This window comes from Caballeronia sp. LjRoot31 (genome assembly GCF_964253885.1).
Classification (GTDB): domain Bacteria; phylum Pseudomonadota; class Gammaproteobacteria; order Burkholderiales; family Burkholderiaceae; genus Caballeronia.
Genome location: NZ_CAXURX020000002.1, coordinates 991327 through 1012389, shown reverse-complemented (window position 1 = coordinate 1012389; position 21063 = coordinate 991327). Strand labels below are relative to the sequence as shown.

The 21063-nt window shown below is 61.5% G+C and carries 17 protein-coding genes and 1 riboswitch; of the genes, 5 read left to right on the top strand and 12 right to left on the bottom strand.

Annotated elements, in window-relative coordinates; all coding sequences use genetic code 11:
• Positions 1–119 precede the first annotated feature (119 nt).
• From ACSQ8V_RS22925 to ACSQ8V_RS22910, 4 genes are all read right to left on the bottom strand, one after another.
• A complete protein-coding gene (locus ACSQ8V_RS22925; RefSeq protein WP_436207258.1) occupies positions 120–2810 on the bottom strand; it encodes a fimbria/pilus outer membrane usher protein in 2691 nt (896 codons plus the stop codon).
• A 180-nt stretch (positions 2811–2990) separates the two neighbouring features.
• Positions 2991–3293 carry a hypothetical protein gene (locus ACSQ8V_RS22920; RefSeq protein ID WP_436207257.1) on the bottom strand — a complete coding sequence of 101 codons (303 nt, stop codon included), beginning with the start codon at positions 3291–3293 and terminating at the stop codon, positions 2991–2993.
• Positions 3294–3379: 86 nt separating this feature from the next.
• Complete coding sequence (locus ACSQ8V_RS22915) at positions 3380–3940, bottom strand: fimbrial protein (protein ID WP_213762210.1); 561 nt, start codon at positions 3938–3940, stop codon at positions 3380–3382.
• A 484-nt stretch (positions 3941–4424) separates the two neighbouring features.
• A complete protein-coding gene (locus ACSQ8V_RS22910) occupies positions 4425–5552 on the bottom strand; it encodes an OpgC domain-containing protein (protein ID WP_436207256.1) in 1128 nt (375 codons plus the stop codon).
• Between the two features lie 314 nt (positions 5553–5866).
• Here ACSQ8V_RS22910 and ACSQ8V_RS22905 point away from each other — a divergent pair, with 314 nt between their 5' ends.
• On the top strand, positions 5867–6610 hold the full coding sequence (locus ACSQ8V_RS22905; protein WP_213762208.1) for a TerC family protein: 744 nt from the start codon (positions 5867–5869) through the stop codon (positions 6608–6610).
• Positions 6611–6673: 63 nt separating this feature from the next.
• On the opposite strand, the gene ACSQ8V_RS22900 is transcribed toward ACSQ8V_RS22905, so the two are convergent.
• Genes ACSQ8V_RS22900 through cbiE form a run of 5 tightly spaced genes read right to left on the bottom strand, consistent with a single transcriptional unit; the run spans position 6674 to position 10882 of the window.
• Complete coding sequence (locus ACSQ8V_RS22900) at positions 6674–7069, bottom strand: DUF4186 domain-containing protein (RefSeq protein ID WP_436207255.1); 396 nt, start codon at positions 7067–7069, stop codon at positions 6674–6676.
• 10 nt (positions 7070–7079) lie between these two features.
• Positions 7080–7808: a precorrin-4 C(11)-methyltransferase gene (gene cobM / locus ACSQ8V_RS22895; protein WP_213762206.1), complete on the bottom strand. Its 729-nt coding sequence runs from the start codon at positions 7806–7808 to the stop codon at positions 7080–7082.
• Positions 7809–8561: a cobalt-precorrin-6A reductase gene (locus tag ACSQ8V_RS22890; RefSeq protein ID WP_436207254.1), complete on the bottom strand. Its 753-nt coding sequence runs from the start codon at positions 8559–8561 to the stop codon at positions 7809–7811. It abuts the gene before it with no gap.
• A complete protein-coding gene (locus ACSQ8V_RS22885; RefSeq protein WP_436207253.1) occupies positions 8558–9649 on the bottom strand; it encodes a cobalt-precorrin-5B (C(1))-methyltransferase in 1092 nt (363 codons plus the stop codon). Before ACSQ8V_RS22885 ends, ACSQ8V_RS22890 begins: the two co-directional genes overlap by 4 nt.
• Before the next feature lie 24 nt (positions 9650–9673).
• On the bottom strand, positions 9674–10882 hold the full coding sequence (gene cbiE, locus ACSQ8V_RS22880) for a precorrin-6y C5,15-methyltransferase (decarboxylating) subunit CbiE (RefSeq protein ID WP_436207991.1): 1209 nt from the start codon (positions 10880–10882) through the stop codon (positions 9674–9676).
• A gap of 135 nt (positions 10883–11017) precedes the next feature.
• Positions 11018–11194, top strand: a riboswitch (cobalamin riboswitch).
• 122 nt (positions 11195–11316) lie between these two features.
• Here cbiE and cobG point away from each other — a divergent pair.
• Genes cobG through cobJ form a run of 4 tightly spaced genes read left to right on the top strand, consistent with a single transcriptional unit; the run spans position 11317 to position 15618 of the window.
• Entirely contained in the window at positions 11317–12600 is a 1284-nt protein-coding gene (cobG, locus tag ACSQ8V_RS22875) for a precorrin-3B synthase (RefSeq protein WP_436207252.1), read from the top strand.
• The gene (locus ACSQ8V_RS22870; RefSeq protein WP_436207251.1) at positions 12593–13219 is read left to right on the top strand and encodes a precorrin-8X methylmutase; all 627 of its coding nucleotides are present in this window, start codon (positions 12593–12595) and stop codon (positions 13217–13219) included. The genes cobG and ACSQ8V_RS22870 overlap by 8 nt, the downstream gene beginning before the upstream one ends.
• Complete coding sequence (locus ACSQ8V_RS22865) at positions 13220–13945, top strand: precorrin-2 C(20)-methyltransferase (protein ID WP_436207250.1); 726 nt, start codon at positions 13220–13222, stop codon at positions 13943–13945. It abuts the gene before it with no gap.
• Positions 13933–15618: a precorrin-3B C(17)-methyltransferase gene (gene cobJ / locus ACSQ8V_RS22860; protein ID WP_436207249.1), complete on the top strand. Its 1686-nt coding sequence runs from the start codon at positions 13933–13935 to the stop codon at positions 15616–15618. Before ACSQ8V_RS22865 ends, cobJ begins: the two co-directional genes overlap by 13 nt.
• A gap of 1 nt (position 15619) precedes the next feature.
• Here cobJ and ACSQ8V_RS22855 read toward each other — a convergent pair whose 3' ends face one another.
• The 3 genes from ACSQ8V_RS22855 to cobN all read right to left on the bottom strand — a co-directional run bounded on the left by ACSQ8V_RS22855 (position 15620) and on the right by cobN (position 21062).
• Entirely contained in the window at positions 15620–16147 is a 528-nt protein-coding gene (locus ACSQ8V_RS22855) for a vWA domain-containing protein (protein ID WP_436207248.1), read from the bottom strand.
• A gap of 146 nt (positions 16148–16293) precedes the next feature.
• Positions 16294–17292, bottom strand: a complete 999-nt coding sequence (locus ACSQ8V_RS22850) for an ATP-binding protein (protein ID WP_436207247.1) — start codon at positions 17290–17292, stop codon at positions 16294–16296.
• Positions 17289–21062, bottom strand: coding sequence for a cobaltochelatase subunit CobN (gene cobN / locus ACSQ8V_RS22845; protein WP_436207246.1), 3774 nt, complete (start codon positions 21060–21062; stop codon positions 17289–17291). Before cobN ends, ACSQ8V_RS22850 begins: the two co-directional genes overlap by 4 nt.
• Position 21063: the final 1 nt, after the last annotated feature.

The following is a 21063-nucleotide window of genomic DNA, read 5'->3' as shown; positions in this document are numbered from 1 at the left end:
TTCAACATGAAATTCGTCGTCTCATAGTTTGGCACCTGACACCGCGTGAACGTGACCTTGCGGTTATGTGATGTTTGCCTACCGCCTGACGTGTCGAGAACGCGGCCCCTTCAATGGCCTTATCGCTCGGCGGTCGCGGGAACGACTGTTGCAACCGCCCCCCTCCCACTCGCCACCATTTCACTTCCCAACACGCAATGCGACTGCAGCGACAAATACCCGGGGTTATACGCCTTCGCATCTTTCTTCGGCAGCGTATAAGCAATCCGGCATTGTTCGACCGGGCCATTTCCCCACTTCACCGTCAGCGCTCCCTGATCCTCAAGACCCCGTGCAAATATTCTGCTGTCCTGACCGACCACACCCACGCTCTTGCCTTGTTCGTCTTCCACACTCGCTCCAAATGGTAACGTCCCACCACCCAGTTTCGGCGCCTGAATCAATGCAGCCCGACCACTCACCGTCTCGTACTTCATCATCACTATAGAGCCTGCACGCGGCGCCACTTGCGCTGACGTCGATTTAAATTCGACATCGGTGGACGTGCCCTTCGGATCAATATCCACTTCGTTCATGGTGTAAGGCGACAAGTACGGAACCACCGCATAACCGCGTGAATCCACCTTCGTTCCCGGCGAACTCGTCACCATCGCACCGGCTGCAGCAGGCGCCTCTACAATCCCGATCGTGTCGCCCACCGTCTGCGATAAAGTCACCCCGCCCGGATGCGCCACCACCGAACCCTGCACGCCGGCCGACACCTGACGCGTGCCGCCACCCGCGCTCGCCGATGCATTCAACGTCGCATAAGGCGCCCGATACGTCGCGCTCAAACCCGCGTTGCCGTTGTTGGCCGAACTGCCGCCCGCGTTATACGTACCATATCCGTTGTACGAGAACTGGTTCGTTTCACCCAGCGAACCACTCACGTTCGCCTGCATGTTCGTCGCGCCGTCGGAGGTATGCGAGGCGGTCGTGGTCAGCATCGGCGCATGCGCCTTGTGGCCCAGCGGAATAGTGGTGCTCAGCATGAATTCGTTCGACATCTGGCCGTCCATCGACCGCGTGCGTCCAGCCGTCAGGCTGTACGTTCCGTACTTGAACGCGTTGGTGTAGCCGGCCTGGAACAGCGTGTCGTTACCACCGTGGTTCCAGTAGTTCTGCGACGAACCCGTCACGAACATCGTGCCGTGGTCGCCCAGCTTTTGATTGATCGACACCTGCATGCGGTTACGCTGCCGATAAACCGAGTTGATATCGCCACCGTGATCTGCAATATCCCGCACCGACGCGGCATCGTTCAGGTTCATGTAACCCGCCGTCGAGAAGCGGTACGCCGCGACCGACACGTTCGTATCTGTTGCCGCGATGAACTTGCTGTAACCCACGCGCAAGCTCGTGCCGTGCATCGACTGCGCGTTCGGGATGCTGGTGAAGGCGCCCGTCACGTCCATCGAGAATGCGCCGATACCCGTGTTCAACGCACCGCCCACGTTCACTGCACCGTACCCGCTCGACGCGACCGCGCCGCCGTAAACGGTGACCGTGTTGGTCAGGCCGCGCTGAATCGTGAACTGGGCGAAGACGGGTTTCGTATCGAGCGAATCGTTGCGCAACTGGCCGGCGGTCGCGCTGAAACGCGTGACGCCGGGGCGCAGCAATTGCGCCACCGACGCAAACGGCACCGTGAATTCCTTGCTGCGGCCATCGGCTTCCGTCACGGTCACCACCAGATCGCCGCCGTAGCCGGTCGAGTAGAGATCGTTGATTTCAAACGGGCCCGGCGCGACGTTCGTTTCCTCCAGCACCTGGCCGTTCTGACGGATCGTCACGCGGGCGTTCGTTTCCGCGGTACCACGTACGACCGGCGCGTAACCGCGCATCGATTCAGGCAGCATGCGGTCGTCGGTGGCCAGTTGCACGCCGCGAAACGATACGCTGTCGAAGATCTCGCCGGTCGTGCTCGTATCGCCCACGGTCAGTTGTGACCCGAGCTTCGTCACGTCGCGCTGCGCGTAGGTCGCGATGTTGTCGAATTGCGTCTTTTGACCGGTTCCGGTCGATATCGACGATTGGTGGCGGATATGCCACGCGCCAATGTTCAGGCCGGCGCTCAGGCCGAGGTAGCTCTGGCTCGAACCGACGCCCGAGCTCGCCGTGTGATACGTGTTCGCGTTGTAGCTGATGAAACCACCGTTGACGCCCTGGTCCCACTGTTCGGGCGGCACATAACCGCGTGCCGAGTTCTTCATGAACGCTTGCGGCACGCTCAGTTCGAGCGTCTGCTGCGTGAAGTCGAAATCGACCGTCGCGCCCGGTACGATGGCGCCAATTTCAGCGCAGGTGTCGGCGTGGGCAGTAGTTGTTGCCGCAGTCGTTGCCGCGCCACGTCCCGCGGCCGCATCGGCCTTCGCCAGATCCACGCCCGCGCGCTGCAACAGCGCGCGGTTGAAACAAGGCGTTGAGCCCAGCTTGCCGTCGGTTGAAACAAAGCGAATGTCTTCACGCGCCAGACGCGCGCCATTCACGATCAGGTCGACCGAATACGTTCCCGGGGTCACCGCGTTGCCGCGCGTGAAACGGCTGGTGTCGATGGCCGTACCCGCGTCCCCGCGCAGATACATGTTGTCGAAACTGACTTCATCGACGGCGCCGGTCTGGGTTTGCGGCGTTGTCGCGGCCTCCGCCACGGCTTGAGAAATCGCACCGCACGCCATCATCGAGAAAGCGATCGCGGCAAGCGGCTTCAGGCGCAGCCGGAATGCGACCGGGTACTGAGCATTGAATGCGGTTTGAGCAGCGAGTTTCATGATTCAGCCTGCGATGGTTAGGTCAATTCAGACGCGACTTGACCCACCGGGCTGTTCGGGACAGTCCGTTCGGTAAAACGCGTGTTGAGTGTTGGGGGAAGGCGTCGGCTCGATATGGCCCGCGACACCTTCAATTCGCCCCGGCGCGGGGCGAAGCCTTACGGCGAGTCTTGCGGGGCCTTACGGGGTCATAGGTGCTTCGAACGGCAGGGCGCCGCCGAAATCGCTGATACCCTGGTACTTGACGTGCGCGTTGGCAGGAACCGTCTTCAGGTTCTTGATCGGAAACTGCGCGGTGCCGCGCGGCTCGACCATCCCGCCAATGTCGTTCGTATAGGTCTGGCCTGCACCCATCGCCAACTCACGATTTTCAAGGGGATACACCACCCGCGTGCCGCTCACGGTCACGCTCGCGCCCGCACTGCCGGCCAAGAGGGCCACGACCAGACCCAAACCACATGCAATTCGACTAATGGACTTCATGATTGATATTTCTCCGTGAAAAACGTATCTCGAAATTTCGGTAAAAAAACAGGCATCTGCACCCCGCAGATGCCTGCTGATACGGCTTACTGGTAGTCGACCGTGTACTGGACCGAGGTGTTGACCGGGCCAGCTGTGGCCTTGCCGGTGGCGTAGTACTGAGCGAAGTACTGCAGGTTCGCGGCACCCGACACGATTGCGACACCGTTGCCTGCCAGGTCATTGTTTGCGCCTGTGACCACGTTGATAGGCAGACGCGATGCGTTGAGCAAACGAACCTGAACGTTCTGCGCACCGGCCGGTGCCTGGTTCATCAGATAACCGGTGGTCTGGTCGATCGTCGGACCGTTCTCGAAACGGGCAACCGCCTTCGTTTCGGTCGAGCAGCCGCTCAGCGCAAAGGTCAGGTCGGTCGCGCCTGTCGTGCCGGCCGTTGCGCCTGGGGCGCTCAGCGCGCTGCCCGTCACCGTCGGCAACGTGACGTTCTTGTCAGCGGCGCCAGTGGTTTTTGCATCGATCGAGCAAGTCGTATCGGTCACGGCACCCGTGAAAGTGATCGTGCCGTCAGCAGCGCTTGCGCCGGTTGAAGCGAGCGCCAGGGTGGCCAAGGTTGCAGCAGCAGCGAGGGTGGAGATGAAGGATTTCATGAACGTTTCCAATAGAGAAATGAATGTGGGTTTGTAGACACTTACAGCGCTTAGGACTACTTCGTCCCACGATGCTGAGCGCGCAGTGCGAGCCACCTGTTTTTTCATCGTCTGGATTCGTGTGGGAGGCGATGAACCGGTTCGTCTGCGAGTGAATGAATATTAAGACGGGGCTCCTCAGATGACCCTCGGAGCTCTCTTAAAGAATTAGGACAAAACTGAGAATTCCTAAAAATGAAACGGGGGGTGACCTGGCGCGGGTCTTTGAATGCAAAAAAGGCGTCCGTGGTGCGGACGCCTTTTTTGCTTTCGTACAGGTTCAGATGAGTGAGGGTTTTCGGGAGCCGAGGCTTGTGCGGGAATTGTTGTGGTTATGAGGACCCGCCCGATCCAGCAATGATGTGCCGCGTAGCAAGCGGATGCTACGCAGCGTAGTTCGTTAGTCGCGCGTTCTTACTTAACGAAGGACGAGGTCGGCCGCCGTTCATCGAACCACGCGCCCTTCCCCTTCGCTCTTCGCGACCGGCACAACCGGTCTTAAACCGATCACGTCAAGGACACGCTGGCGATGTGGAATCGCCAGCAACAGACCCAGCGCGACAGCGTCGGCGGCGAAACCCAGCGGGACATCAATCAGTCCGCCAGTGAGCGTGAACAATACCGAATCCACACACAACGAGATCACCGCGCCCGCTACGAAGCACATCAGTCCATCGCGGCCGACCGCGCCGACCCACGACAAGCGCCGCGCAATCTGCTTCACTATTCCGTAGCGTGCCAGGTCGCCCGCAAGCCACGCGATGCCCAAGAAATTGACAATTCTCGCGCCGGCCAGATTGCGCTTGAAATCGCCATCGAAGGAAACGGGGAGCACGAGCAGTTTGTAATACGCCATGCCCGCGACAATCGCGAGCGCAGCAACGCTCACCACCCAGCCGAACCGGTGCGAACTCACCCGCTGATAGACCGGCTGGCAGCACGCGAGCACACCGAGAACAAACATCAACTGCCATGCGGCGGGATTAAAGTCCCACAGCGAGTCATCCGCCGACGGCAAATACTCGGCAACGGGCGCCGCCGCTGTCCACAACGCGATACTGGCGCCCAATAATAGCCACGGCTTGCTGCGAGCCAGCGGCAACACCAGCGGCACGGCCAGCGCGAAGAACGCATACATGGGCAGCACGGAAGACAGATACGGCTGACGGCGCAAAAGCAGCACGTCGGCAAGCACGGTAAACGGCGCGGCGAGGAAGCTGTCCAGGTCGGCGGTAGCCAGATTCGGCGCACTGCCGAAAAATGGCCGCAGCACGAAACTTGTCGCCAGCATCAGGGCCGCAGTGATGAGAAACGCACGATAGATTTCGAATGCGCGCCGGAAAAATCGTGCCCGCGCGGCCGATTCGGAGCGGCGGCCCGACATTGACACATAGGCGGTCGCGGTGGCAAATCCACCAAGGAACACGAAGACTTCGGCGGCGTCGTTGAGCGCGAACGCGTGAAGCGTCACGCGGGATATCATGCTGCCGCCAATATGATCGACCAGAATCACCAGCAGTACGAGACCGCGAAAAAAGTCCAATTCAACCAGGCGTTGGGATTTTCCCTGCATGTGAAACCTGAAAAATGCTGCCGGACGCGGGCAGTGAAGATTGAAGGCGTGGGTTCCGGTACGGTTCCGGCTAAAGTAAGTGCACAGTTACCATATGGCGCGCAGCACTAGAGTTTACCCGCATTTTCGCGTCGCACCATTTTGATGGATTTGTCGATATCAACCCTGCATCCGTCGAACTTTTTGGCTCTGCAGCGCTCTCAATTATTTCATTAAGCTTACATTTTTGCTTGACGCGTCACGTATCATCGCGAACGGCTGCCGCGTAGGCGCCGTAATCGGTTCTTCCTACTTCCCCAAGACCCTTGGATCTCATGGACTATTTAGTTGCATTGGCAAGCGACCCAGGCGCGTGGGCCGCACTGGCGACGCTGCTTGTCATGGAAGTCGTGCTCGGCATCGACAACCTGATCTTCATCTCCATTCTTACGAACAAACTGCCTGAAGCGCATCGTGCGCGTGCGCAGCGGCTCGGCATTGGGCTGGCGCTGATCATGCGGCTTGGCCTGCTCGGCACGGTCGCGCTGATCGTGCGCCTGACCGCCCCGATCTTCACCGCGTTCGGACATGACTTCTCGTGGCGCGACCTGATCCTCATTGCCGGCGGTGCGTTCCTCGTATGGAAGGCGACCACTGAGATCCATCATCACGTCGCGGGTGAAGGTGGCAATGACGGCGGTGCCGTGAAGACCTCCACGCTCACGCCGTGGTCGGCGATCGGCCAGATATTGGTGCTGGATCTCGTGTTTTCCATCGACAGCATCGTGACCGCGGTCGGCATGACGGAGCACATTCCCATCATGTTCGTGGCGGTGGTCGGGGCCGTTTCAGTGATGATGTTCGCAGCGGGACCGCTGTCGCGTTTCATCGAAAGGAACCCGACTGTCGTGATGCTCGCGCTCGGTTTTTTGCTCGTGATCGGGATGACGCTGGTCGCCGAAGGGTTCGGATCGCACGTTCCCAAGGGCTATATTTATGCAGCGATGGCGTTCTCGGCGTTGGTCGAGGCGCTGAACATGCTGTCGCGACGGGCGAAGAAGAAACGCGCTTTGGAATGATGACGCGATAAGTCGACCCCGCCGCGCGGCTCAAAACCGTGCGGCGGGGTCTTCGGTTCCTTATCAGAACGGCAAGTCGGGCTGACGTGGCGGTTTATCGGCGCCCGTCACTTTTTGCGCCTTCAGCCAACGTTCGATTGCCTGCACGACATGATCCCGTTCGTCATCGTCCAGTCGTTTCCCCGCTTCTATGCCATGCCACTTGGCGAGGCAACTCCGGCAGCAAGTCGCGGTGGCGTGCTGCGCGATAAACACCGGGTGGCCACGAAACGGCGTCTGCTTGCCGTCGTTGGGCGGTTGTTCAGGTGCAAGCCGCCGCGTGATCAATTCACGCGCGTGGCCGATCACTTCCGTCATGCCGTGCTCGCGCAAATACGCTTGCTCACGCGCACCAAGCCGGAAACGCATTCGAAAATTCGAATGCGACAAGGCGTCGAAAACGGTGTCGAGATCGCGCATGGCACGTGGCTCAGGATGGCTTGCGATACAGCGACGAATCCGTAAAACCTTCCGCATTCAGCACATACCCGACCACGATCAGCGCTGTCCGTTCGATGCCTTTTTCGAGCACTTTTCCCGCGATATCGGCGAGCGTACCGAGTACCTTCTCTTCGTCGGGCCAGCTTGCACGAAAGATCACAGCGACAGGGCACTGCGCGCCGTAATGCGGAATCAGATCAACTACTATCCGTTCAATATGACGCACGCCAAGGTGAATAGCCATGGTCGCGCGATGACGTGCGAGATCGGCAAGTTGCTCGCCTTCGGGCATTGATGTCTTCGTGGCGAAACGCGTAAGGATCACCGTCTGCGAGATGCCGGGCAACGTGAATTCGCAGCCCAGCGACGCAGCGGATGCCGCAGCAGCCGTGACGCCGGGCACGATTTCATAAGGAATAGAAAGCATATTCAAACGCCGTATCTGCTCGCCTATTGCGCCGTATAGCGACGGATCGCCGGAATGCACGCGCGCGACGTCTTGCCCTTTAGCGTGCGCGGCTTCGAGCAACGCGACGATTTCGTCGAGGTGAAGATCCGCCGTATTTACCACGCTTTGTGCGCCATGCCCGCTCAACACGGCTTCCGGCACGAGCGATCCGGCATACAAGATGACCGGGCACGTGCGAATGAGGCGTTGCCCCTTCACCGTGATGAGTTCGGGATCTCCGGGTCCGGCACCAATGAAATAGACCGTCATTTAAGGGGTTTTATCGAAAAGTGGATGCGGATGGAGCCATGCAGCGAGCGTGTCCAGAAGCGAGCTTGTATCGGAGAACTCGCGTTCGACCGGCGGTAGGATCGGCCGCTGCAGCACGACCACGCGCAAGCCTCGTTCCCGCGCTACCGCCAGTTTCGCTTCGGTGGCCGCACCGCCGCTGTTCTTGCTGACCAGAACATCGGTTTGCTGTGCGTCGAAGAGCGCGCGTTCGCCATCGAGCGAAAACGGTCCACGCGCACCGATGATTGTCGCGCGCGCGTTGCCGGGGTGTGGGTCGAGACAGCGAATGGTCCAGTGTTGCGAAGGGGGAATCTCATCAAGATGCGCAAGCGGTTCGCGGCCGAGCGTCCAGAGCGGATATTTAAAAGGCGCGAGGGCGTGGACTATGTCCGGGAAATCTGCGGCCTCCCGCCAATCGTCTCCGGTTTGCGGTTGCCACGGTGCGCGGCGAAGCGCCCAGCATCCAACGGACTTCTGCGCACTGGCCACGCTCGCGTGACGGCTCATTTGCGCGGCGTAAGGATGCGTGGCATCGATTACCAAGCCGATGGATTCTGCGTCAATGAATTCCTTTAACCCTTCTACGCCTCCAAAACCACCCACGCGCACGCCGCAGGCCAGATCGCCCGGTGTGCGGGCCAACCCCGCGAGGCTATAGATATGAGTAGGGCCGAGACGGCGCGCGATTGTCAATGCGTCGCCGGTGCCGCCCAATAGCAAGACCCGTTTCATTGCGCTGCCCCCACGATGCGTCCCTGCCGGTCGATCGCAAAACATTCCACGGCAATCCCTTCAGGCACCACGCTCAACGCAAATTGCCGCGCGTGTTCGCAGACAGTGTTGCCGAGCGGCACCCCCTGTTCGTGCGCGAGCAGCAGCGCTTCCTGGCTCGTGTTGGCCACGCGCATGGCCTGTTGCAACCGGTCGCTTGCACCCGCATTCGCAGCCCAGCCGGCGAGCTGCGGCAGGTCGATGCTCGAGTGACGGCTATGCAGGTCCATATGTCCCGCGGCCAGCTTGCTGATCTTGCCGAAGCCGCCGCACAGGCTCAACTTCTCGACCGGCGCCCGCCGCAAATGTTTGAGCACAGCGCCCACGAAATCGCCCATTTCAATCAGCGCGATGTCCGGCAAGCTGTAACGCACACGCATGGCGTCCTCGCTCTGATTGCCCGTGCACGCCGCAATATGCACGTACCCGTTCGCGCGGGCAACGTCGATACCTTGATGAATTGAAGCAATATAAGCCGAGCAGGAAAACGGCCGGACAATGCCCGTCGTGCCGAGAATCGATAACCCGCCGACAATCCCCAAGCGCGGATTCATCGTCTTGAGTGCGAGTTCGGCACCGTTTTCCACGCCGATGCTGACTTCGAAGCCGCCGCCGTACCCGTGCTCGGTTGCGAGTGCCGAAAGGTGATCCGTCATCATCTTGCGCGGCACGGGATTGATGGCGGGCTCGCCTATGGGAAGTGCCAGTCCGGCGCGCGTGATGGTGCCCACGCCCGGTCCCGCGAGAAACCGCACGCCCGGTTCTTCAAGCAAGCGAACGCGTGCAAAAACGATCGCGCCGTGGGTGACGTCGGGGTCATCGCCGGCGTCTTTCACGGTACCTGCTTCCGCGCAATTGTCTCCGGCAAGACGGCAGAACACGAGCGGCATCACGACCTGTTGCCCCTTCGGCAACGTAATGTCCGCGTGCTCGCTGACGTGACCCGCGAGCAGCAATCGCGCCGCCGCAAGCGACGTCGCGGTCGCGCAACTGCCCGTGGTCAGTCCAGTGCGTAGCGGCGCGGGCTGTTCGGGCGTTTCGTCACGCATGGTGGTATCGGATGAGCATGAACGTCATGGTTTAACCGCGTGCAGCAGCGTAATGGGCAATGCCTGACGCCAGGTATCGAAGGCGCCTAACGGCTGTGCATGGGCAACGCCGATACGCGTCATCTCCCCGCCATGAAGCGCGCGCCACGCGATCAGCGTCGCCTCGCTCTGGATCGTGACGGCGTTGACGATCATCCTGCCGCCTTTCTTCAGATGAGACCAGCACGTCTCAAGCATGTCTGGCGTGGTCACTCCACCGCCGATAAAAATAGCATCGGGCTCGGGAAGTCCGGCCAACGCGCCCGGCGCTTCGCCCTCGACCAGTTGTAGTCCGGGCACGCCGAGCGCATCGCGATTGTGTTCGATCAGGCGTTGACGCTGACCATTCGCTTCGATCGCGATGGCACGGCAACTCGGGTGCGTGCGCATCCATTCGATACCAATCGACCCGCATCCCGCGCCCACGTCCCACAGCAGTTCGCCCGGCTCGGGCGCAAGCCGCGACAGCGTGATCGCGCGGACATCGCGTTTCGTGAGCTGGCCGTCGTGCCGGTATGCATCGTCGGGAAGACCGGGCGTCAGCGGCAAGCGCAGCGCGTGGCTCTCTGCAATGCATTCGATCGCCACCAGATTGAGCGCGGCCACGTCACTTGCCGTCCACGCGCTGGCCACGCGATCGATACGGCGCTCCTCATCGCCGCCGAGATGCTCGAACACGCTCAGGCGGCTTGCGCCGAAGCCGCGCTTTGTCAGCAACCCAGCGACCGCGGCGGGACTCGCAGCGTCAGCGCTTAGAACAATCAGGCGCGCGCCGGGATGAAGCTGCGTTTCGAGCGCCGCGACCGGCCGCCCAACCAGCGACACCACCGCGACGTCCTGGAGCGCCCAGTGCAAACGCGCGGCGGCCAGCGACAACGAAGATGGCGCGGGCACTACGCTGAATTCATCCGCAGCCAGTTCGCGGGCGAACGTCGTGCCGACGCCGAACATCATCGGGTCGCCGCTTGCAAGCACGCACACCCGTCCACGTTCGTGACGATGTTCGAGTACCGACGCGATCGTGAACGGCGTAGGCCATACGCGACGTTCGCCGCCAATCCGGGCGGGCAACAACGCGAGATGACGCGCGCCGCCAAAAATCGTATCGGCAGCAAGCAGCGCCTGGCGCGCGTGCCGGCTCAGGCCGCGCCAGCCATCCTCCCCGATCCCTACCACGGTCAACCACGGTGACATCCGCCGATCCTCGCTTGATTCATTCACTGCTTGATTCATTCACTGATTACGCCGCGTCTGCAACGTGGTCGAGACAATCCGGTTAAAGCACATCCGGCCTGCCGCCAATGCGCTTTAACCGCCGCAAAAACGGGCATAATACCGCGGTTAGTCGGTGCCCTTACGGGCCTAACAGGGAACACAGCAGAACTGTGGCTGCCCCCGCAATTGTACGCAGCGAGTCCGCGCTCCACTGCCACTGGTTTCGACTGGGAAGGCCGGTACGGACGGCGACCTGCAAGCCAAGAGACCTGCCGACCGGAATTCTTCGTGCAAGCCAGCATCGGGCGGGGTGTACCGATGCCGCGAACGTGCCATCCTCTCAAAGGGTCCGGCATGCTCGAGGCGCCGCGCGAGACCGAACGGGTCACGCTTTGAACGAACCACTCACTACTATGCACCTATTACCGCAAGCATCGCGGCCGTCGGCTTGCCCGGGGCTGATGCGGATTGTGCCTGCGCGTGACGGCGGCCTGTGCCGCATTCGCCTCGCATGGGGCGAACTGAGTGCGGCGCAGGCGCGGGTGGTGGCGCACGCGTCGCGGACGTTCGGTTCAGGTTTCATCGACGTGACCAATCGCGCGAATCTGCAGATCCGCGGCGTAAGGGAAGACTCGCAGGAAGTGCTCGTCTCGCGGCTCGTCGACGCGGGACTCGGCCCTCTCACGCCAGGTTCCGACGACCAGCGTAACGTCATGTCCAGTCCGCTGGCGGGCCTCGATCCGCACGCCTTGCTCGACGCCGCATCGCTCGTTTCCACGTTAATCGGGCAGATGCAGCGCGACGCGCGGTTGCACGAGCTATCGCCGAAATTTGCGTTGATGGTGGATAGTGGCGAGCGCCTTGCGATGCTCGATCATCCTCATGATGTCTGGCTTTCAGCGATATCGGCGGAACGGTTTGTATTCGGGCTTGCGGGCTGTCCACCGCGGTTTGAAAACGATGCGCCTGCGTTGGCTGCGGTGAAAACCGGCCACGTCCCCGCGTTGGTCGATGCGCTGTTGCATACCTTCCTCGATCTCGCGCAGCCCTGGCAGTCCAGAATGCGCGATCTGCTGACGACGTGTTCCATCGAAGACATTCTTGGCCGCGTTCAGGAGAAGCTTGGTTTCCCTTTGGATCGTGACGTTGAACACTGGCGCCGTCCCATATCCGATGCAAGGCTGCGTTTCGGCGTGCATCGTCAAGGGACGGGCGACAGCGTGTGCGTTGGTGCGCAAGTCCCGCTCGGGCGCCTGGATGCCGCGACGCTGTTCGCACTTGCCGATCTCGCGCCACGATTACGCATGACGCCGTGGCAAAGCGCCATGCTGCTCGATGTTCCGTCTGCCGAGGCCCAAGCGGTGGTTGAACAACTCGCTGCACTCGGCCTCGCGACAGACCCCGACGAACCATTCGCGCGCCTGATTGCGTGTACAGGTTCGCAAGGCTGCGCGAAAAGTTTCGCCGATACCAAAGCCGACGCGCACCTTCTCGCGCGGTCCATGCCACCAGCAGGCAACGTCCACCTTAGCGGCTGCCCGCGCTCATGCGCGGCGGCGCACCGTGTGGAAACCACCTTGATTGCCGTCGCTCCCGGTCGCTACGATCTTTACGGCAATGCGCCTGAGGCCGTTGCCCGCCATCTCACCATTGAACAGGCAGCCCGCTGGCTAGCCCGGAGCCACTCTGATGCTTGACTACATTCGCGACGGCCAGGCGATCTATCGCGCGTCGTTTGCGACTATCCGCGCCGAGGCCAACCTCTCGGCCATTCCAGCCGATCTCGAGAAACTTGCCGTGCGTGTGATCCATGCATGTGGCATGACGGATGTGATAGATGACCTCGTGTTCTCACCCGGCGCGGGCACGGCAGGCCGCTCAGCGCTTGGTCAAGGCGCCTCCATTCTCTGCGATGCACGCATGGTCGCCGAAGGCATCACGCGTGCGCGATTGCCGGCAAACAACCGCGTGATCTGCACGCTCAACGATCCATCCGTGCCTGAACGCGCTCGCGCGCTTGGCAACACGCGCTCGGCCGCCGCGCTCGAATTGTGGCGGCCGGATCTTGAAGGCAGCGTGGTGGTGATCGGCAATGCGCCCACCGCGCTCTTCCATCTGCTCGACATGCTCGACGCGGGCGCGCCCAAACCTGCGTTGATCCTGGGCTTTCCGGTGGGTTTTATCGGCGCGGCGGAATCGAAGGCACTGCTTGCCGCCGATAGCCGCGGCGTGCCCTTCGTCGCGTTACGCGGCCGGCGTGGCGGCAGCGCGATGGCGGCGGCGGCCGTGAACGCACTGGCAACGGAGACTGAATAGATGAGCGGACGCCTCTATGGCCTCGGTGTCGGTCCTGGCGACCCCGAGCTGATAACAGTAAAGGCACTGCGTTTGCTGACCTCCGCGCAGGTGGTCGCTTACTTCGTGGCGAAGGGCAAGAAAGGCAATGCGTTCGGGATCATTGAAGGGCATCTCAACGAGACGCAAACGCGTTTGCCGCTGGTGTATCCGGTCACGACCGAAGCGCTGGAGCCGCCGCTTTGCTATGAAACGATCATCGGCAACTTCTACGATGAATCCGCCATCCGCATCGCGGATCATCTGGAAGCGGGCCGCGATGTGGCCGTGATCTGCGAAGGCGATCCGTTCTTCTACGGCTCGTACATGTATCTGCATGACCGTTTGGCCGAACGCTTCGAAGCGCACGTCGTGCCGGGTGTCTGCTCCATGCTGGGCGGCGTCGCCGTGTTGGGCGTGCCGCTCGTGTACCGGAACCAGAGTTTGTCGGTGTTATCGGGCGTGCTGCCGGAAGCAGATCTCAGGGAACGCCTCGCCACCGTCGACGCCGCCGTGATCATGAAACTCGGTCGCAACTTCGATAAAGTGCGCCGCGTGCTCACCGAACTGGGCCTGGACAAACGCGCGTTGTATGTCGAGCGCGCGACCATGGCGAACCAGCGCATCGTGCCGTTGGAAGAAGTCGATCCCATGGCGTCGCCCTACTTCTCGCTGCTCGTCGTGCCGGGGGAAAAATGGCAGGCGTAACCGCGTTGAACGATCGGGTTCCTGTGGCAATCGTGGTGCTGGGGACGGGGGCAATCGATACCGCGCGCCGCATTCAGGCCCAGTATCCGGGTTCGCTCGTTCATGGTCTCGCGAGCCGCGTGCAGGGCGATGTCGCGTTCACTGAGCTTGGTTCGCATCTGCGCGAACTCTATGGCCGCAACACGCCGATTGTCGCGTTATGCGCGGCGGGTATCGTGATTCGATGCCTCGCATCCGCACTCGCCGACAAAACCCATGAACCGCCCGTGCTGGCCGTGGCTGAGGACGGAAGTGCAGTCGTGCCTTTGCTTGGTGGACTGGGTGGGGTGAACGTGATGGCCCGCGAAATCGCGGCGGCGCTGGACGTTGCACCAGCGATCACCACAAGCGGAGAACTACGCTTCGGCACGTGCTTGCTGAATCCGCCGGCGGGTTATGTGCTTGCCGATATCGAGCATGGGAAACGTTTTGTGTCGGACCTGCTTGCGGGCGCCACGACGCGCGTTGAAGGTCATGCGCCGTGGCTCGACGCAGCAGACTTGCCACGCGCTGCCGACGCAGGCCTGGCGATCCGCATCACGCCGCATACCAGCGAGGTTGCGGGCGACTTGATGATTCATCCGCGCTGCGCGGTTGTGTACGTGACGGCGTTGTCGTCGGAAGACTCGATCGTCGAAGGTGTGCGTCTCATGTTGCGTGGACATCGCCTTTCACCGATGTCGCTGGCGGCAGTCCTCGCGCCTTTGAGCATGATGGCTTCTGCACCGCTTGCAGAAGCCGCACGGACGCTGGACTTGCCGCTGCGCTTCGGAACGCTTCCAGCAGGCTTCGAAACGCTTGAGTCCCGTGGCGATGGCATCGTGATTGCCCTCGCGCCACAACCGGTCGATCCTTCAACGCTCGGGCAGGCACGTGGCACGCTCACCGTGATTGGTCTCGGCCCCGGTAGCGCGAATCTGATGGTGCCCGCGGCAAAACAGGCTTTGTCGCAAGCAGACGATGTGCTCGGTTACGAGACCTATGTGAGCATGGCCGGTCCGTTCGCGCCGCATCAAACTCTTCACTGCACCGACAACCGTGAAGAGATGCAGCGCGCGCGTCACGCGTTCGAACTGGCGAGTACCGGACGTAATGTAGTGGTTGTATCGTCGGGAGACCCCGGGGTCTTTGCAATGGCCGCCGCCGTGCTCGAAGCGCTTGATGAGGCCCGCGATAACGAGCAGTGGAACGCGGTGGAATTGCAAGTCGTACCGGGTGTATCCGCCGCGCTCGCCACCGCTGCCCGGGCCGGCGCGCCGCTCGGCCACGACTTCTGCATGCTGTCGCTTTCGGATAACCTCAAGCCGTGGACCGTGATAGAAACGCGCTTGCGGCACGCCGCTCAAGCCGATCTCGTGATGGCGTTTTATAACCCCGTCTCGCGCGCACGGCCGTGGCAACTCGATCGTGCGCTGGATATCGTGCGTGAGCATCGGAGTGGCGTGACCCTGATCGTGCTGGGTCGAAACATCGGCAGGCCGGGTGAAACACTGACTACCACGACGCTGGATAAACTTCATTCCAGCCAGGTCGATATGCGCACGATGGTGATTGTTGGCTCGACCACGACGCGTAGCTTTCCCCGGACCAACGGCGATGGAGACTGGGTATACACGCCACGCTGGTACGAATGAACTAGGCGGAAGTCATGGAAGCGGCCGTACGGTACTCGGCTTGCCAAGACTCGGCGAGCGTCAAGCAACGCCTTAAACGCACCGCCTCGCTCTCGAAATCGACGATGACAATCTGATCCGCTGCGTCGGGACGCGATGGCGTTTCCGGACTGCGGCCGTCGGTCAGCAGCCACAGGAAACGCCGCTGCGAAGGGCGGCGACGTGCTGCCTTCAGAAGCACATTGGCGCCAGTGCGTACGCCCAGCGCGAGCGGCGTTCCTCCGCCGCCACCTATCGGCGCAAGCCAGCGATCGTTCCACCAATGTGCCGCCCCGGGTTCGCGACGCACTTGCGCCGTCGCACCGCCGAAGCAGACCAGCGCCACCTCTGCACGCTCACGGTACGCCCGGTCGAACAGCGCCACGACCAGTCCTTTAGCCAGCGCAAGCCGCTTGCCGCTTAGCATGGAGCCGGAGCAATCAAGCACGAAGCAATGCAGCGCGGTGCTGTCGCCTTGCTCGCGATGAAACCTCAGATGCGTTTTATCCAAAGGATGATTGCGTTTCGCCAGCAGCGTTTGCAACCAGTCGATGCGCGTGCTCGCTTCCCCTGCGCGTGATCGTGTTCCACCCAGCGAGGAAGGTTCTAGCCATCGAAGGCGGCCGGGTTCGGCCTGTGCATCCGGTCTTCGACGGCTCAGGATTTTTTTGCTGCAAGCGGCCTTACGTTCTTGACTGCTGTGATGTCTACGGGCTCGGGAGGCATGTAGCCGAAGCTTGCTTCGTCAATGTCATTGGGACGTTGTCGTGGGCTAGGCTCAGAAGAGCCTTGATTGCTAGGCGCACTGCCTGCCTTGCGCCGATGCAGCAACACCGATTCAGCCACGCGCTCAACGTGTTCCACGTTCACCGCTGAAACTTCTTCAAAGGCTGCCAGCGCTCTCGCTGCGCGCAGCATGACGAGATCGGCGCGCAAGCCGTCCACATGAGCATTGATACATAACTCGCTGACGCGCGCGTGAACTGCGTCGTCGAATTCGAGGATCGGAAGCGTCGCTCTGGCTTGGCGAAGTCTCAAAGCCAAGGCATCTTGTTGTCCAGCGAATCGCGAGCGAAAAGCGTCAGGATTCGTATCGAATGCGAGACGTGCCTTGACGATCTCACGGCGTTTTTCAGCATCGAAACAATTCTGCAATTCCACCGCCAAGCCGAAGCGATCCAGCAATTGCGGCCTGAGTTCGCCCTCCTCCGGATTCATGGTTCCGATCAACACAAACCGCGCTTCATGCCGATGCGAAATGCCGTCGCGTTCGATCACGTTCACCCCACTCGCGGCTACGTCGAGTAACGGGTCCACGAGTTGATTGGGCAGCAGATTCACTTCATCGACGTACAACACGCCCTTATGCGCCCTCGCGAGCAAACCCGGCGAAAAGCGCACGCCGCCGTCGCGCAAGACAGCTTCGATATCCAGCGAACCGATCAACTGTTCTTCGCTTGCCCCCAGCGGCAAAGTCACGAACTGCCCTTCGGGCAGCAGTTCGGCAAGCGCGCGTGCAGTCGTCGATTTCGCGGTCCCACGCGGACCGCTGACCAGCACGCCGCCCAGCGCCGGATCGACCGCGGCGAGTAAAAGTGCTTGCTGCAAGGGTTCTTGAGCGACCAATGCGGCAAACGGGAAGATGAATTCGTTCACGTTCGTTGCCCTTCGAGTTGCTGTTCGGCGTCCAGCAGATGGCGTTCGATCTGGTCCTGATACGCGCCTGGACTTTGCCATAAGCCGCGCTGCATCGCTTCGGTCAAACGCTCGCAGATCGAGTGCAGCGCGTGCGGATTATGCTGCTGCATGAACTCGCGGGTGTCGGCGTCGTTGACGTAGGCGTCGGCAACAAGCGCGTACTGATGATCCGATACGACCCGCGCGGTGGCATCGTAACCAAACAGATAATCTACCGTTGCAGCGAGTTCCGACGCACCCTTGTAACCATGCCGCTTCACGCCGTCGATCCATTTCGGATTGACGACGCGCGAGCGGATCACGCGCGAAATTTCTTCCTGCAACGTGCGGATGCGGGGCGCGGCCGGATTACTGTGATCGGGGTTATACGCTTGCGGCTGGGTACCCGAAAGATGCCGCACGGCCGCCACCATGCCGCCCTGGAACTGGTGATAGTCGTTCGAATCCAGCAAGTCGTGTTCGCGGTTGTCCTGGTTCTGCACCACCACGTCGATGGTCGACAGGCGCGCGCCAAAGGTGTCGCGGGCCTCCACGCCATCGCCCTTTTGCGAATACGCATAACCGCCTGAACTTTGGAAACCGCGCGCGAGATCAGCATCGTTTTGCCATTGCTTGGCGTCGATCATTTCCTGCAAACCCGCCCCGTATGCGCCCGGCTTGGTGCTGAATACGCGCCAACCCGCGCGCAAGCGCGCTTCCTTCTCGTCAAGTCCGCGCGCCATGTGTTCGTCGCGTTCACGCATGATGCGCGCACGGATCGGATTGATGTCTTCGGCCTCATCGTTGAGTTCGGCCACGGCTTGCACGGCGGCATCGAAGAGATGCATCAGGTTGGCGAACGCATCGCGGAAAAATCCCGACACACGCAGCGTCACGTCAATGCGCGGGCGATTGAAAATGGTGATAGGCAGGACTTCGAAATCAGTCACGCGATTGCTGCCCGCCGCCCACTTCGGTCGCACGCCGATCAGCGCCATGGCTTGGGCGATATCGTCGCCGCCGGTGCGCATGGTGGCCGTGCCCCATACAGACAAGCCGATCGCGCGCGGATAGTCGCCGTGCTCCTGAAGGTGGCGCTCGATCAGCAGGTTGGCCGACTTCAGGCCGAGCGTCCATGCTGCGCGCGTTGGCACGGCGCGGGTATCGACGGAGTAGAAATTGCGGCCAGTCGGCAACACGTCCGGCCTTCCACGCGATGGCGATCCGCTCGGGCCCGGCGGCACAAAACGCCCGTCGAGACCGCGTTGAAGCTGCTTTAACTCTTGCGGGCCGCAAGCGTCGAGCCGTGCGAGCAAGTCGCCGTTCAGGCGTTTGAGTACCTGCGATGTGTTCGGCCCCGCCGTGTCGGATGGCTTGTCGAGCAACGACGTTGCGAGCAGTTCGAGACGCTCGCGGGTGTCGCCATGATGGCGCCACGGTGCATCGATCACCGTTTCGAGTTCAGCGGGACGAGGACCTGTCCACGGCGCGCTCCAGTCGGCATCGAGGGGATCGAACGTGTCGCCCAGATTCAAGTCGCGAGCCAGTGCGGTGAGCACGCTCGCGTTCGCGCCTTGCGCGTCGCCGGTTGGATAACGGCCGAGGGCAAGCAGGGTATCGCGGCGTTGCACGCCTTGCGGCGACGCACCGAACACATGCAGGCCATCGCGGATCTGCGCCTCCTTGAGCTCGCATAAATATGCGTCGGCGCGGGTCAGTAATGCATCTTCAGTATTGGAATCGCGAGGTTTATCGAGTCCGAGTTCCTCATGTAACCGATGTTCAACAATGCTCGCCAGAATCGTCTTGCGCAGGAGTTTCGCGCGGCGCGGGTCGACCATCAGCGCTTCATAATATTCGTCGACCTGACGCTCCAGATCCTGCAGCGGACCATAGTTTTCAGCGCGCGTGAGCGGCGGCATCAAGTGGTCGATAATGACCGCCTGCGCCCGCCGCTTCGCCTGGCTACCCTCGCCCGGATCGTTGACAATAAAAGGATATAGATGCGGCATGGCGCCCAGCGTCAGGTCAGGCCAGCACGACGCGCTCAATGCAACGCTCTTGCCCGGCAGCCATTCAAGGTTGCCGTGCTTGCCGACGTGAACGATCGCATCCACGTTGAATCGCAGCCGCAGCCAGAAGTAGAAAGCGAGATACGCGTGCGGCGGCACGAGCTCCGCGTCGTGATAACTCGCGTAGTCGCCGCGCTCACGCGAGCGCGCCGGCTGGATGCCGATGAACACATGCCCGCAGCGCCAGCCCGCGATCATGAAGCGGCCGCGCCGGATCGTGGGATCGCTTTCGGGCGGTCCCCAGCGCGTATTCAACTCCTGCTGGACGTTGTCCGGCAGCTTCGCGAAAGCGTCGAGGTAATCGTCAAGCGCGAGGCTTTGCAACGCGGGACGCAAGTTGCGAACCACGGGATCATTCGTCACGCCCGAGGTTAGCGCCTGCATCAGCGCGCCACCATCGGCGGGAATGTCATCCACTCGATACCCTTCTTTATCGAGCATCGAAAGGATGTTGACGACGGACGCGGGTGTATCGAGACCCACGCCATTGCCGATGCGGCCTTCACTCAGCGGATAGTTCGCGAGCACGAGCGCGATGCGTTTCTCGGCATTGTCGAGTTGCCGCAAGCGACACCAGCGTTGGCTCAACTCGGCCACGAAACGCACCCGTTCTAGATCGGGCTGATATCGCACGACATCCACCTGCGTGATCTTGCATCGATACGCGAGCCCCTTGAAGCTGATCGCGCGGGTGATGATGCGGCCATCCACTTCCGGCAGCGCGACATGCATGGCGACATCGCGAGAATTCAGCCCGTGGTTATCCTTGAGCCAGTCTTCGCGATTGCCCCCGCTAAGGATGACTTGCAGTACCGGCGCGTCGCCCGCGAGTTCGAAAGGCACAGGGTCGTCTATGACGCCGGCAGCAAACGAAGTCGTGTTCAGCACCAGCGACGCACCGTGATCCGCGCAAAGCTGCTGCACGACTTCGCGACTCAACGGGTCTTTCAGCGACGCCATCGCGATCGGCAGTGGGTTGAGGCCCTGCGCTTCCAGGGCCTCGATCAACGCATCGAACACATCCGTATTGCCGGACTGCAAATGGGCCCGGTAGAACAGCACGGCGACGACGGGCGCACCTTGAACCCAACGCGTTCTCCAGTCGTCAATGGTCGCGATCTGCCGCGCCGGATGATAGATTGCCACTGCCGGCAGCGGACTCGGTGCACGCGCTTCACGCCCATACCCCAACGCCCGAAACGCGATGCAACGAAGAAACTCTTCGGCATTTTTCGCGCCGCCCTCACGCAGATAACGCCAGAGCTGGTCGCACAATGCGGGCTCGGCCGTACTCTTTGCCACGAGGTTCGGATCTTCCTGCAGATCGCCGGAAAACATCACGAGCATCTGGCCATGGCGGCGCGCGAGCGTGGTGATGCTCTCGATTCCGTAAGGCCAGTACGCTTCGCCGCCAAGGTGATCGATAACGATCACGCGTGCATGTTTCAGCACGTCGTCGACGTAAAAATCCACCGATGCCGGTTGTCGCAAGAACGCCTGATTGGCGAGCCGCAGCGCTGGAAAGTCTGCTTCCAGATGCGGCACGACGCTCGCGAGTAGCGAGAGCGTTGTGTCGGCCGAACTGAGCACAACGATCGGCGCAGGCGTCTGGTCGATACGCATGACGCCGGCTGCGTCGTCGACAAAACCGCCGGGCGTCGTGCGTAGCAGATGCATG